At 60.8% G+C, this 14177-nt stretch carries 11 protein-coding genes; 9 read left to right on the forward strand and 2 right to left on the reverse strand.

The window, feature by feature from the left end:
* Positions 1-113: 113 nt before the first annotated feature.
* The 6 genes from AB4O12_RS19945 (at position 114) to ilvD (ending at position 7834) form a co-directional block, all read left to right on the forward strand.
* Positions 114-653 (forward strand): type 1 glutamine amidotransferase domain-containing protein, encoded by a 540-nt coding sequence (locus tag AB4O12_RS19945; RefSeq protein WP_016772701.1) that lies wholly within the window; start codon positions 114-116, stop codon positions 651-653.
* Positions 654-815: 162 nt separating this feature from the next.
* A complete protein-coding gene (locus AB4O12_RS19950; protein ID WP_016772700.1) occupies positions 816-2012 on the forward strand; it encodes a class I SAM-dependent rRNA methyltransferase in 1197 nt (398 codons plus the stop codon).
* Between the two features lie 451 nt (positions 2013-2463).
* Positions 2464-3537, forward strand: coding sequence for a SagB family peptide dehydrogenase (locus AB4O12_RS19955; RefSeq protein ID WP_460059622.1), 1074 nt, complete (start codon positions 2464-2466; stop codon positions 3535-3537).
* Positions 3534-4511, forward strand: coding sequence for a diiron oxygenase (locus AB4O12_RS19960; protein ID WP_095181321.1), 978 nt, complete (start codon positions 3534-3536; stop codon positions 4509-4511). Before AB4O12_RS19955 ends, AB4O12_RS19960 begins: the two co-directional genes overlap by 4 nt.
* Positions 4504-5736 (forward strand): MFS transporter, encoded by a 1233-nt coding sequence (locus AB4O12_RS19965; RefSeq protein WP_460059623.1) that lies wholly within the window; start codon positions 4504-4506, stop codon positions 5734-5736. The genes AB4O12_RS19960 and AB4O12_RS19965 overlap by 8 nt, the downstream gene beginning before the upstream one ends.
* A gap of 256 nt (positions 5737-5992) precedes the next feature.
* Positions 5993-7834: a dihydroxy-acid dehydratase gene (gene ilvD / locus AB4O12_RS19970; RefSeq protein WP_024014684.1), complete on the forward strand. Its 1842-nt coding sequence runs from the start codon at positions 5993-5995 to the stop codon at positions 7832-7834.
* 200 nt (positions 7835-8034) lie between these two features.
* Here the strand turns inward: ilvD and AB4O12_RS19975 are convergent, their stop codons facing one another.
* Positions 8035-9090, reverse strand: a complete 1056-nt coding sequence (locus AB4O12_RS19975) for an HAD family hydrolase (protein WP_460059624.1) — start codon at positions 9088-9090, stop codon at positions 8035-8037.
* Between the two features lie 239 nt (positions 9091-9329).
* Between AB4O12_RS19975 and AB4O12_RS19980 the strand changes: the two genes are divergently transcribed.
* Positions 9330-10721, forward strand: coding sequence for an L-cystine transporter (locus tag AB4O12_RS19980; RefSeq protein ID WP_236167729.1), 1392 nt, complete (start codon positions 9330-9332; stop codon positions 10719-10721).
* A gap of 37 nt (positions 10722-10758) precedes the next feature.
* Here AB4O12_RS19980 and AB4O12_RS19985 read toward each other — a convergent pair whose 3' ends face one another.
* Positions 10759-11271: a dihydrofolate reductase gene (locus tag AB4O12_RS19985; protein ID WP_460059625.1), complete on the reverse strand. Its 513-nt coding sequence runs from the start codon at positions 11269-11271 to the stop codon at positions 10759-10761.
* A gap of 85 nt (positions 11272-11356) precedes the next feature.
* Between AB4O12_RS19985 and AB4O12_RS19990 the strand changes: the two genes are divergently transcribed.
* Both AB4O12_RS19990 and AB4O12_RS19995 read left to right on the forward strand, forming a co-directional pair.
* A complete protein-coding gene (locus AB4O12_RS19990; protein ID WP_460059626.1) occupies positions 11357-12730 on the forward strand; it encodes a DUF2868 domain-containing protein in 1374 nt (457 codons plus the stop codon).
* Positions 12723-14108 carry a GTPase/DUF3482 domain-containing protein gene (locus AB4O12_RS19995; protein WP_460059627.1) on the forward strand — a complete coding sequence of 462 codons (1386 nt, stop codon included), beginning with the start codon at positions 12723-12725 and terminating at the stop codon, positions 14106-14108. Before AB4O12_RS19990 ends, AB4O12_RS19995 begins: the two co-directional genes overlap by 8 nt.
* The last annotated feature ends 69 nt before the right edge of the window (positions 14109-14177 follow it).

Genomic DNA, 14177 nt, shown 5'->3' on the forward strand with positions numbered 1-14177 from the left:
TGGGCACATCGTCGGAACTTTCATCTGTGCCCAGGCTTCGGAATCTGTAGGGCGCATCGGACCTCAACGGTCCGCTGCGAAGGCAAAATCTCCACAGACTCAGGAGCTTACCGATGGCAACTTCCCTCAATGGCAAACGCGTCGCTATTTTGGTTACCGATGGTTTCGAACAGGTCGAAATGACAGGCCCCAAGGATGCTCTGGAGCAGGCCGGCGTGCAGGTCGATATCCTTTCCGCCGAGGCTGGCACGGTGAAAGGCTGGAACCATGACAAACCGGCCGACGACTTCCCCGTCAGCAACACTTTCCAGGCTGTGAGCGTCGATCAATACGATGCCGTGCTGCTGCCGGGCGGTGTGCAGAATTCCGACACCATCCGTATCGATCAGGATGCCCAGCATCTGGTCAAGACTGCCGCTTCGGCGGGCAAGCCGATTGCCGTGATCTGCCACGGCAGCTGGTTGCTGATCTCGGCAGGACTGGTCAATGGCAAGACCATGACCAGCTACAAAACGGTCAAGGACGATCTGGTCAATGCCGGGGTCAACTGGGTCGACCAGGAAGTGGTCAAGGACGGCAACCTGATCAGCAGCCGCCAACCGGATGATGTGCCGGCGTTCAGTCAGGCCCTGATTGACGCACTGGCTGCATAAGAGCTGAAATCGCTTTCGCGAGCAGGCTCGCTCCCACAGGTGAATGCATTCCAAGTGTGGGAGCGAGCCTGCTCGCGAAGGGGCCATCCGCTTTTCATCGCAGGCCAGACCGGAGCACGCGTCAACACGCTATACTCCCGCTCTTTTTTCCGGAGCGACGTCATGTCCCTGCCTAGCCTGCGCCTCAAAGCCAACGCCGACCGTCGCCTGCGCAACGGCCACTTGTGGGTCTACAGCAACGAAATCGACGTGGCCGCCACGCCTCTGCACGGCTTCAAGGCCGGCGATCAGGCGGTGCTCGAAGCCGCTGGCGGCAAGCCGTTGGGCATCGTCGCCATGAGCCCGAACAACCTGATCTGCGCGCGTCTGCTGTCACGCGACATCAAACTGGCACTCGACAAGTCGCTACTGGTGCATCGCCTGAATGTCGCACTTTCGTTGCGCGAGCGTCTGTTCGACAAACCATTCTATCGTCTGGTCTACGGCGACTCCGACCTGCTGCCGGGTCTGGTGGTCGATCGCTTCGGCGACATTCTTGTGGTGCAGATCGCCTCGGCGACCATGGAAGCGCACAAGGACGACGTGATCGCCGCGTTGACCCAGGTGCTCAAGCCAAGCGGCATTTTGTTCAAGAATGATTCCGCCGCCCGCGACGCCGAAGGCCTCAACCGTTATGTCGAAACCGTGTTCGGTCTGGTGCCGGAGTGGGTCGCGCTGGAAGAGAACGGCGTCAAGTTCGAAGCGCCGGTCATTCAAGGGCAGAAAACCGGCTGGTTTTACGATCACCGCATGAACCGCGCGCGCCTGGCACCTTACGCAAAGGGCAAACGCGTACTTGATCTCTATAGCTACATCGGTGGCTGGGGCGTGCAGGCCGCTGCGTTCGGCGCCAGCGAAGTGTTCTGCGTCGACGCCTCTGCATTCGCCCTCGACGGCGTCGAGCGCAATGCCGCGCTGAACGGCTTCGCTGACAAGATGACCTGCATCGAAGGCGACGTCTTCGAAGCCTTGAAGGAACTCAAAGCCAGCGAAGAGCGCTTCGACGTGATCGTTGCCGATCCGCCGGCCTTCATCAAACGCAAGAAAGACATGAAGAACGGCGAAGGCGCCTACCGTCGTCTCAACGAGCAAGCCATGCGCCTGCTGACCAAGGACGGCATTCTGGTCAGTGCTTCGTGCTCCATGCACCTGCCGGAAGACGATCTGCAGAACATCCTGCTGACCAGCGCCCGTCACCTGGACCGCAATATCCAGATGCTCGAGCGTGGCGGTCAGGGTCCGGATCATCCGGTGCATCCGGCCATCGCTGAAACCCGTTACATCAAAAGCATCACCTGCCGTCTGCTGCCCAACAGCTGATTGCGCTTGAACACCGGGGAGCCAATGAGCTCCCCGTTTTTTTTGCGCGCCCTCCCCCGTTTTTTCACACTCGACATGAGTGTACTGCCCTCTTCCTACAACTTCTTTCTCGCTGCCTTGCAGGAAGTTTCGTCATGCCTGTCAATCATGGAAATTAAACCTACACAGTAAGCCTCCTGCAAAAGATCACTCCGACAAAATTACTGGAATATTCCTACTTAATATCCGCTTGCCAATATTCGATTACAAACTAATATGAAGTTGTCGCAACGAAGCGACTCAACTACCAACGAACAAGGAGTTCACATCATGAAAACCATTTATCTCGAAACAGACAAACTCGCCAACCTGGCCTTTCTGGTTGCAGCCACCGGCCGCTAAGTAAGCCTGGACGCCGGAGAGTGCCGGCACTCTGGCGTCCATCAGACTTTTTCCCGAGTGACCTGAGCCCATGTATATCAATCCTTTTCTTTTTATATTGCCGCGCCCGCCTGGACAAGTTGTCTGGAACTACAAGAACCACACTCAACACGAACTTGATCTTGATTACTCCCATCGCCTCGCCAGACTTATACACAACCCTGAATTATTTGATCCGAACAACATAATAGACACACAACTTCTGGACGCAGGAATTCTGACAACTTCCAAAATAGACAGCCCGAATTGGGGCTGGGATGAATTGTCGAAGATCTATCACATCGGCACACAAAACATACCTAGCGCACATACGCCTCGGAATATCCACGAGTGGTCCAGGCAATATCTGGCGCACTGCAGCGAAGTGCTGGCGAAGCCAGAACCTGCAGACACCCGGGCGCGGCGATCAGTGCAGCCCCTGATTACCCTGCCCGTACCGGGCGCCATTGATGATGACAGCCTGACTCAGGCCCTGATGAGGCGCAAAACCTGTCGTTCCTACACCGGTGTAGCGGTGACACTGGATGAGGTTGGCACGCTGCTGTATTTGACCCTCGGCTATCTTCCCCCACGCGACAATGCCCACGACGATCCGGTCGCACCGGGTCTCGAGGCACGCCGAAGCTGCCCGTCCGGCGGCGGACTGAACGCCTGTGAGGGATTTGTCCTGGCGCAAAATGTCAGCGGACTGGAACCCGGCATCTACGCCTATCACCCTGCCGAACACGCCCTGAGTCGGATCAATGCGCTGCCGGATCCGGAGCTGGGTCAATTGCTCGGCGGCCAGCATTTCATCAACAACCTGCCACTGGGCGTGTTCATCACTGCAAGGTTTGATCGTCTCTGGTGGAAGTACGAGCACTCGCGTGCCTATCGCATGGCCTTCATCGAAGCCGGTCATCTCTCGCAAACCTTTCAACTGGTAGCGACGACGCTGGGGTTGAACACCTGGTTGACCGGCGCATTTGCCGACGCACAGATTGAAACCCTGCTCGGCATCGCGGACAGCGCCGAGCAACCGTTGTTCTTCGTCGGCTGCGGACAAAGCGATGGCCAGGCCATGTGCCAGGAAATGCGTGATCTGCTCAGCGGAGCACAGTCATGATTCCCACGGCTATGGACGAAAGCGAAGCCCCGGTGTCATGGTCGCTCAAATTCACGCTTCCAGGCTGGGAGAACCGTGCATCGGTACGCAGCAGTGTCCACGACTATCGATTACCGGGCGATGTCGAGCAGCAATTGCAAACCCGCTACTGGTTACCCCCGGCCTTTGTGCCCTATCTGGCGCATCCGGCCATCCAGGCCAAAGGTCGCGAAACCCTGCACCGCCTTACCGCCAATCATCTGGTGTATTTCCTCGACTACACCACCCTGCTCGAACACCGCATCGTCAACCGCGCGGTGGAAGTCATCGTGCACCGCGAACTGCCCATTTATATACCGCTACCGATGAAACATGCGGCACTGCAGCTGTATACCGACGAGGGCTACCACGCGCTGTTTTCCAACCAGATTGCCGAGCAGATCGCTGCGCTCTACGGCATCACCCGGCGACCGGTCATTCCGAAGCGGATCAGCCGCATGAACGCTTTGATCGCGCGCACGCCGGAGAAAAACCGTGCATTGGCCTGGTTCCTGCTGGGATTTGTCTCGGAAACCATCATTGCCCGCGAGTTGCTGGAGGTCTGCCGCGACACGCTGGTGTCCAGTGTGAGTGACATGTTGCGCGATCACCTTGCCGACGAAGCCCGGCACAGCCGCTATTTCGCCGAAGCCTTCCATTACTTCTGGATTGCGATGAACAGTCGTCAACGCCTGTTCGCCAGCAAGACGCTCGTGGAGATCATTTCCATCTTCTTCGAAGCAGATGAAGGCTGGCTGCAACAAAGCCTGCGTTCGGCCGGTATTGCCGAGATCGACGTGATGGAGATTGTCGGCGGCACGGCAACGGTGCAGGCCAACCGCGCCCGTGCACGCGTTGGCTGCAAACCTACTGTGGAGGCCCTGCACAAGGCCGGCTTCTTTGCATTGCCCCATAACCAGACACTCTTCGCCAAAGCAGGATTGATCGATGGATAAACACAGCCGTGCAACCACCCGCCGACAACAGCGCGGAGCAATCAGCCTGCTGCTGGCGATGATCCTGCTTGGGGTGTTTCCGCTGGATGTGCTGCTGCCTTCCTTTCCGGCATTGGCAGCCCACTTTGGCCGATCGGGAAACGACATCGCGCTGTCGATCAGTCTGTTTGCCGTGGGCATCGCATTTGCCCAGTTATTGATCGGCCCGTTGTCCGATGTGATCGGGCGCAAAGGTCTGCTGCTTGCCGGCATGAGCGTGTCGCTGCTCGGCGCACTTGGCTGCGTGCTGAGCAATGACTACACGCTGTTCCTGATTTTCCGGGTGATGCAGGCGCTGGGATGCGGTTGCTTCGTGCTGTCCCAGGCACTGGTGCAGGATCTGTTCGAAGGCAACGAGCGTGATCGCCTGCGGATCCTGATGGTCACCGCAACGGGCATCTTCATTTCGGTATCACCATTGGCGGGCACGTTTCTGCAAGCCACGCTCGGCTGGCGCGGCAGCTTCTGGGTCTTCATCGCCCTGGCCGCAGCAGTTCTGATCAAGACCTGGCGATTGCTCGATAACAGCCGTCCTCCTCATGATCCCACCCGCCTTGGCTTCATCCAGTCCTATCAGCGCGTCCTGGGCAATTTCGAATTTGTCGGCTGCTGGCTGATTTCCGCATTCGCTTTCGCTTGCCACTTTTCCTTCATAGTCATTTCCCCGCTGATCTTCATGGAGCAGCTGCAGATGGCACCTTACGATTTCGCCTTGATCCTGCTGATTTACGGCGCCGCCTATGTCTTTGGCGGCGTGCTCGCCAGCGTGCTGAACCGGCATATCAATGCGCAACAGCAGATTTTTACCGGGCTGAGTCTGATCCTGCTCTCGGGACTGGTAATGCTCTATCTGGCCGCCAATCATGATTTGTCAGCTGCGACGGTGCTGATTCCAATGCTCATCTGCACGGTGGGCACGACCATTTCCCGGCCACCGGCTACCTCCCGCGCCATGAGCCTGTTCGCCGAAAATGCCGGCGCATCGGCGTCCGCCGGCAGCACCATCATCTTTATCTGTGGCGGGCTGGTCAGCGCCTTGATCAGCCTCGGCCCGGCCAACCTGCAAGCGACGCTGGGTTACGGCTTCGTGGTGTTGAGCGGCGTATCGCTGTTGCTCAACAGCGTGATTGGCCGTCGCGTCAGCAACCTGCGCAGCAATCCGGTGATGCCGGGAGGCGACCACTGATCCTGCCAGTCGTCATCCCGCGTGCCTCTTCAGCGGGGGAACAACGCTTTGCGCCATTCCCTCGCGACGCCAGCGGTGTAGAATCGCCTCATTCATCGCCATTCATCCCCGGCGGGTTTATGAGCTCAGGCTGAGACCAGCGGCGATCCCGCAACGTCATCGGCAGCTTCCGGACACACGGCCATTTTTCGGGTGTTTCAGAGGTCAACAGAAGCTCACTCCCCTTTAGTACGTGATTAGCCGCCCGGAGTGCTCCATGCCAGATTACCGCTCGAAAACATCCACCCACGGCCGCAACATGGCCGGCGCCCGCGCACTGTGGCGCGCCACCGGCATGAAAGATGACGACTTCAAGAAGCCGATCATTGCCATCGCCAACTCGTTCACCCAGTTCGTCCCGGGGCATGTGCACCTGAAGGACCTGGGTCAACTGGTCGCCCGCGAGATCGAACGCGCCGGTGGCGTGGCCAAGGAATTCAACACCATCGCCGTCGATGACGGCATCGCCATGGGCCACGACGGCATGCTGTATTCGCTGCCGAGCCGCGAGATCATCGCCGACTCCGTCGAGTACATGGTCAATGCCCACTGCGCCGACGCTATCGTGTGCATTTCCAACTGCGACAAGATCACCCCGGGCATGCTGATGGCCGCGTTGCGCCTGAACATCCCGGTGATCTTCGTTTCCGGTGGCCCGATGGAAGCGGGCAAGACCAAACTCGCCTCCCACGGCCTCGACCTCGTCGACGCCATGGTGATCGCCGCCGACTCCAGCGCTTCTGACGAGAAAGTCGCCGAGTACGAGCGTAGCGCCTGTCCAACCTGTGGTTCGTGCTCCGGCATGTTCACCGCCAACTCGATGAACTGTCTGACCGAAGCACTGGGTCTGGCCTTGCCGGGCAACGGTTCCACTCTGGCCACTCACAGCGACCGCGAACAGCTGTTCCTGCAGGCCGGTCGCACCATCGTCGAGCTGTGCAAGCGTTACTACGGCGAGAACGATGACTCCGTGCTGCCGCGCAACATCGCCAACTTCAAGGCGTTCGAGAACGCGATGATGCTCGACATCGCCATGGGCGGTTCGACCAACACCATCCTGCACTTGCTCGCAGCCGCCCAGGAAGCCGAGATCGATTTTGACCTGCGCGACATCGACCGTCTCTCGCGCAGCGTGCCGCAGCTGTGCAAAGTCGCACCGAACATCCAGAAGTACCACATGGAAGACGTGCACCGCGCCGGCGGCATTTTCAGCATCCTCGGTTCGCTGGCCCGTGGCGGCCTGCTGCACACCGACCTGCCGACCGTACACAGCCGCAGCATGGAAGAAGCCATCGCCAAGTGGGACATTACCCAGACCAGCGACGAAGCCGTGCATCACTTCTTCAAGGCAGGTCCTGCGGGCATTCCGACCCAGACCGCGTTCAGCCAGTCGACCCGTTGGGAAACCCTCGACGACGATCGTGAAAACGGCTGCATCCGCAGCTTCGAGCACGCCTATTCGAAAGAAGGCGGCCTCGCCGTGCTGTACGGCAACATCGCGCAGGACGGTTGCGTGGTGAAAACCGCCGGGGTCGATGAGTCGATCCACGTCTTCGAAGGCAACGCGAAAATTTTCGAAAGTCAGGACAGCGCCGTGCGCGGCATCCTCGCTGACGAAGTGAAGGAAGGCGACATCGTCATCATTCGCTACGAAGGCCCGAAAGGCGGCCCGGGCATGCAGGAAATGCTCTACCCGACGTCCTACCTGAAATCCAAAGGTCTGGGCAAAGCCTGTGCGCTGCTCACCGACGGGCGTTTCTCCGGCGGTACTTCCGGCCTGTCAATCGGTCACGCTTCGCCAGAGGCTGCGGCCGGCGGCGCGATTGGTCTGGTGCAGGATGGCGACAAGGTGCTGATCGACATTCCGAACCGCTCGATCAACCTGTTGGTCAGCGACGAAGAACTGGCGGCACGCCGTGCCGAGCAGGACAAGAAAGGCTGGAAACCGGTCGAGGTGCGTCCACGCAAAGTGACCACCGCGCTCAAGGCCTACGCCCTGCTGGCCACCAGTGCCGACAAGGGCGCGGTGCGCAACAAAGCGATGCTCGACGGGCTGTAACCGTCAAATCGTCGATGCAAAAATGCCCCGCCATGTGCGGGGCTGATCGTTCCCACGCTCTGCGTGGGAATGTCTCAAGGGACGCTCCGCGTCCAGTGACGCAGAGCGTCACGGGCTGCATTCCCACGCAGAGCGTGGGAACGATCCAAAACAAGATCAAAAGATCGCAGCCTTCGGCAGCTCCTACATGCGATCGTGGCTTACTGGATGTCTTCCGGTTTGACGATCACCCAGTTCTTGTCCGCCGTCACCGGCAAGCCTTCCTTGGCCTGCGCCGCCGCGTGCACGGCCATCATGCCGTTGATTTGCGTCATGTACTTGTCCTTGCGGTTGATCCACAAGTGAATGCCGCCCTTGGCCACATCGACATCGTGGAACAGCATGTAACCGTCGCTCGTCGGGGTATCGCCGCCGACCAGTACCGGTTTTTTCCATTCATCGATATAGGTCAGGATCGCTGCGTGCTTGCCGGCCATCCACGTTGCCGGGGTCCACAGGTACGGCGTCAGCTCCAGGCCGAGGTTGGCCTTCTCGTCATATTTGCCGGCAGTGATCTGTTTGCGCGCAGTGGTCAGCTCGCCGGTCTTCTGATCCTTGAGCAGCAGTGAAACGCCAATGACATTCTGCGGTTTGACGTTGTAGCCGTACTTGGGATCCGCCGCGACCATGCGCACCAGCTCCTCTGAAGCGGCGGTCATCACGTAGACCTCGATACCGTTCTCCATCAGCTTGTTGTACAGCTCCTGCTGGCCAGTGAAGATCTTCGGCGGATTGACGTCGAGCTTCTTCACCACATCGCCTTCGTAATACGTCGCGGGCACCGGTTTGCCCGAAGCCATCAGCTCATCGACGTAGCCCTTGAGCTCCTTGAGGGTGAAGCCGGAGAACACCTGAGCCACCCACGGGTAGCAGACCATGTCGTCGACTTCGCAGAGCCGGTAGTAATAACTGAACAGGCTTTCCTTGTGCTCGGCGGTGTCCTTGAAGGGCATCAGTTTCAGCGAGGGGTCGAGCTTGTCGCGGGTGATCAGGCCCTTGTTTTCCATGAACGGCAGCAAGGATTCTTCGAGGTCGTAGCGGTAACTGGTGTTGTCCATGTCGAACACCGCGTAATTACCCTTGTTGGCGTTGGCGGCAATCATCGCGTCCAGCGCCTTGGCCTGATCCGCCGGCCAGTGCTTGAGGTCCGTGGCGAATGCATGGCCGGCGAGGCCAGCCGCCAGTGCTACAGCCAACAACGTGCGTGCAATTCTCATAGCGCTACTCCCCGATGCAAAGAGTTCGACGCTAACAAATCAGTGTGACAACCCTCGCCTGTCAGCGACCGCCTGCGTCCCCTGCGCGCCAGATGCATTGCCGACAACGACACGCGCTTATTCCAAAAACGACGGATGCCCAGCCATTTTGGTATTAAATCATTGCAAATCAAGCTGTTAGGCTTGCCGGTTCGCAGCAGCCCCGGATGGCTGTTGGCACAGTCTTTACTGGAGTTCTCATGAATCTACCGCTGATTCTCAACTTGCTGGTGTTCCTCGCCCTGCTCTTCGGTCTGGCGCAGACCCGCCACACCACCTGGAGCCTGGCGAAAAAAGTCCTGCTCGCACTGGTCCTCGGCGTGGCGTTCGGCGTCGCGCTGCACACGATTTACGGTGCCGGCAATCCGGTGCTGAAAGCCTCGATCGGCTGGTTCGATCTGGTCGGCAACGGTTACGTGCAGTTGCTGCAAATGATCGTGATCCCGCTGGTGTTCGCTTCGATCCTCAGCGCCGTCGCCCGCCTGCACAACGCCTCGTCGCTGGGCAAGATCAGTTTCCTGACCATCGGCACGCTTCTGTTCACCACCGCCATCGCGGCGCTGATCGGCATCGGCCTGACCAACCTGTTCGGCCTCAGCGCTGAAGGTCTGGTCGCCGGCACTCAGGAAATGGCACGCCTGCAAACCATTCAGAACGACTACGCCGGCAAGGTCGCCGACCTCAATGTGCCGCAATTGCTGCTGTCGTTCATTCCGCAGAACCCGTTCGCCGACCTGGCCCGGGCCAAGCCGACCTCGATCATCAGCGTGGTGATCTTCGCCGCGTTCCTCGGGGTTGCCGCGCTGCAACTGCTCAAGGACGACGTCGAGAAAGGTCAGAAAGTGATCAGCGCCATCGACACCCTGCAAGCCTGGGTGATGCGTCTGGTGCGTCTGGTGATGAAGCTGACCCCGTACGGTGTGCTGGCGCTGATGACCAAAGTGGTCGCCGGTTCCAACCTGCAGGACATCATCAAGCTGGGCAGTTTCGTCGTGGTCTCGTATATCGGCCTGGGCCTGATGTTCGTCGTGCACGGCGTGCTGGTGTCGGCCGCCGGGATCAACCCGCTGCGCTTCTTCCGCAAGATCTGGCCGGTGCTGACGTTTGCTTTCACCAGCCGCTCCAGCGCGGCGACCATTCCGCTGAGCATCGAAGCGCAGACCCGTCGTCTGGGCATTCCGTCGTCAGTCGCCAGTTTCGCTGCCTCGTTCGGTGCGACCATCGGCCAGAACGGTTGCGCAGGCCTGTACCCGGCGATGTTGGCCGTGATGGTCGCACCAACGGTCGGCATCAACCCGCTGGATCCATTGTGGATCGCGACGCTGGTGGCGATTGTCACGTTGAGTTCGGCCGGTGTCGCCGGAGTTGGCGGCGGCGCAACGTTCGCCGCACTGATCGTGCTGCCGGCGATGGGCTTGCCGGTGTCACTGGTGGCGTTGCTGATTTCGGTCGAGCCGCTGATCGATATGGGCCGCACCGCGTTGAACGTGAGTGGCTCGATTACCGCAGGGGCGATTACCAGTCAGGTCATGCAGCAGACGGATAAAGCGCTGCTGGATGCCGATGAGCACGCAGAGTTGGCCCAGGCTTAAGCTTCTCAGCGACTGAGCGAGCCTGCTCGCGAAGCTGTTAGGCTTTCTCCCAAACCTCAAAGCTATATGCAGGTTTATCGCCCTCTGCCGGATTCGGTACATTCGACACCAGCTTCCATTCGCTCAGATCAAACTCCGGAAACCACGCATCCCCTTCCGGGCTCAGCGCTACGCGGGTTAGGTACAGCCGATCGGCCTGCGCCAGCCCTTGCGCATACAACTGCGCGCCGCCAATCAGCATCAGTTCATCAACGCCCTGGGCTTTCGCCCATTCCTCGGCGCGGGCCACTGCGGCTTCCAGCGACGGATAGACCTCGGCGCCTTCGAGCCGCAGATCAGGCTGACGGCTGACCACAATGTTCAAGCGCCCCGGCAGCGGCCGGCCGAGCGAATCCCAGGTCTTGCGACCCATGATGATCGGCTTGCCGAGCGTGGTCGCCTTGAAGTATTTGAAGTCCCCCGGCAGGTGCCAGGGCATGCTGTTGTCGACGCCGATCACGCGGTTTTCACCGAGGGCTGCGATCAGGCTGAGGGGCAGTGATTTAGTCATGCCAGCGAGGATACCAGAGCCGCGCTTACCCCGATAAGCGCCACAGCGGTTATGCTCAGCGCTCGATTTAGCGACGGGACGCCGCGTGACTGAACTGACTCCACTGCAAAACCTCTGGCTCACCGAAACCATCCGCCTGCGCGAAGAACACGCGGGGCCGCTGGACGATCTGGAAGCCAATCGTCTGGCCCGCGCCGCTGGCGGCGATCTGCCGAGCCGCATTGCGCGCCGGGCGCTATGGCTGGCCGAGCGTGACGGACTGACCGCCGCCCTCAAGCACTGGCTGCAAGGCGCGCGTCTGGCGCTGGTGCTGCTGATGATTTTCGCCGTGCTCAGCGGCGCCGGTCTGGCTTTCGCCGCACTTGGGCAGACGCCGGTGAATGTGTTCTGGGCGCTGGGCAGTCTGCTCGGGATCAATCTGATTTTGCTGCTGAGTTGGGCGCTGGGCTTGATTTTCGCAGGCGAACACGGCGCCACCCTCGGGCGCTTGTGGCTGTGGCTCAGCGAAAAATTCGCCCGCGATGCCAAAGCCGCGCAACTGGCGCCGGCCCTGCTGTTGCTGCTGCAACGCAAGAAACTCAACCGCTGGGCGCTCGGCGCGTTGGTCAATGGCCTGTGGCTGCTGGCGATGCTCAGCGCGCTGATTCTGTTGCTGACCCTGATGGCCACGCGGCGCTACGGCTTTGTCTGGGAAACCACGATCCTCGGTGCCGACACCTTTATTCACGTCACCCAGGCCCTCGGCTATCTGCCGGCGCTGCTCGGCTTCAATGTGCCGACCGAGGAAATGATCCGCGCCAGCGGCGCAGGCGCACTGGATATTGAAAGCGCGCGACAGGCCTGGGCGACCTGGCTGGTCGGTGTGCTGGTGGTCTACGGCGTGCTGCCGCGCCTGCTGCTCGCGCTGTTCTGTCTGTGGCGCTGGAACAGCGGCAAAGCCGCGCTGCGCCTGGATCTGAATTTGCCCGGCTACGCGCAACTGCGCGAACGGTTGATGCCAACCAGCGAGCGCCTTGGTGTCAACGACCCGGAGCCGGCGCAACTGCATCGCGTCGAAAGCAACGTCGGCGAACTGGCCAGTGAAGGCGCGCTGCTGGTGGCGATCGAGTTGGACGAACAGCGTCCGTGGCCACCCGCGCTGCCGAAAAACGTCGGCAACGCGGGTATCCTCGACAGTCGCGAATCGCGGCACAAACTGCTCGAACAACTCAGTCGCTTCCCGCCGGCGCGGCTGGCCATCGCCTGCGATCCACGACGCTCGCCGGATCGCGGCAGCCTCGCATTGATCGCCGAACTCGCACGCAATGCCGGCGCCACTCGCATCTGGCTGCTGCAAGCGCCGCCTGGCGAAGCGCTGGACGGGCGACGTCTGGGTGACTGGCACGCGGCGCTGCAACAGCTGGAACTGCCGTTTGCCGATTGCGCGCCGATGAACTGGCTGGAGAGCGGACATGACTGATGCACGCAAGGCCCCGCTGAAACTCGCGGTTGTCGGCCACACCAACGTCGGCAAGACCTCGCTGCTGCGCACGCTGACCCGTGACGTCGGCTTCGGCGAAGTGTCGCACCGGCCGAGCACCACCCGGCATGTCGAAGGCGCGCGGTTGTCGGTGGATGGCGAGCCGTTGCTCGATCTGTACGACACGCCGGGGCTGGAAGATGCGATCGCCCTGCTGGATTTTCTCGAACGCCTGGAACGCCCCGGCGAACGCCTCGACGGCCCGGCGCGGCTGGCGCGGTTTCTCGACGGCAGCGAGGCGCGCCAGCGTTTCGAGCAGGAGGCCAAGGTACTGCGGCAATTGCTCGCTTCCGACGCCGGGCTGTATGTGATCGACGCCCGTGAACCGGTGCTGGCCAAGTATCGCGACGAACTGGAAGTGCTCGCCAGTTGCGGCAAACCGCTGCTGCCAGTGCTGAATTTCGTCAGCAGCGCCAACCATCGCGAACCCGATTGGCGTGAAGCGCTGGCGCGGTTGGGGCTGCATGCGTTGGTACGTTTCGACAGCGTCGCGCCGCCCGAGGATGGCGAGCGGCGCTTGTACGAGAGCCTCGCCCTACTATTGGAAAACGCCCGGCCGCAACTGGAGCGCTTGATCGCCGACCAGCAGGCGCAGCGCCTCGCCCGTCAGCAAAGCGCCGCACGCCTGATTGCCGAATTGCTGATCGACTGCGCCGCGTGCCGGCGCAGTGTGGTCAGCGAAGCCGAGCAGGAGCAGCAGGCAATCAGCGAGCTGCGCAAAGCCGTACGCCAGCGTGAGCAGAAGTGCGTTGAGGCGTTGCTCAAGCTCTACGCGTTTCGCCCGCAGGACGCGGCGGCCAGTGATTTGCCGTTGCTCGACGGGCGCTGGGGCGATGACCTGTTCAACCCGGAAACCCTGAAACAACTCGGCGTGCGCGTCGGCGGCGGCATTGCTGCCGGTGCGGCGGCCGGCGCTGGTGTGGATTTGCTGGTCGGCGGGATTACCCTCGGCGCGGCAGCACTGGCCGGCGCGATTGCCGGTGGCGCACTGCAAACCGCGCGCAGTTATGGCAGTCGCCTGCTCGGCAAGATCAAAGGCCAGCGGGAATTGACAGTGGATGACGCCGTGCTGCGCCTGTTGGCGTTGCGCCAGCGCCAGTTGCTGCTGGCCCTGGATCGGCGTGGGCATGCGGCGATGGACAGCATTCAGGTGGCCACGCCTGTGGACAAGACCTGGCGCGAAGGCAAGTTGCCGGAAGCGCTGAACAAGGCCCGTGCGCATCCGCAGTGGTCGTCGCTCAATCCGCAGGCGAAGTTGAATCAGGCGGAGCGGCAGGAGCAGGTTGAGGCGTTGGTTGATCGGGTGCTTGAGCTTTAGATCGCTACCCCCTCACCCCAGCCCTCTCCCGGAGGGAGAGGGGGCCGACTGTGTTGCTCTTGGGTCATA

The organism is Pseudomonas sp. S2_A05 (genome assembly GCF_054668485.1).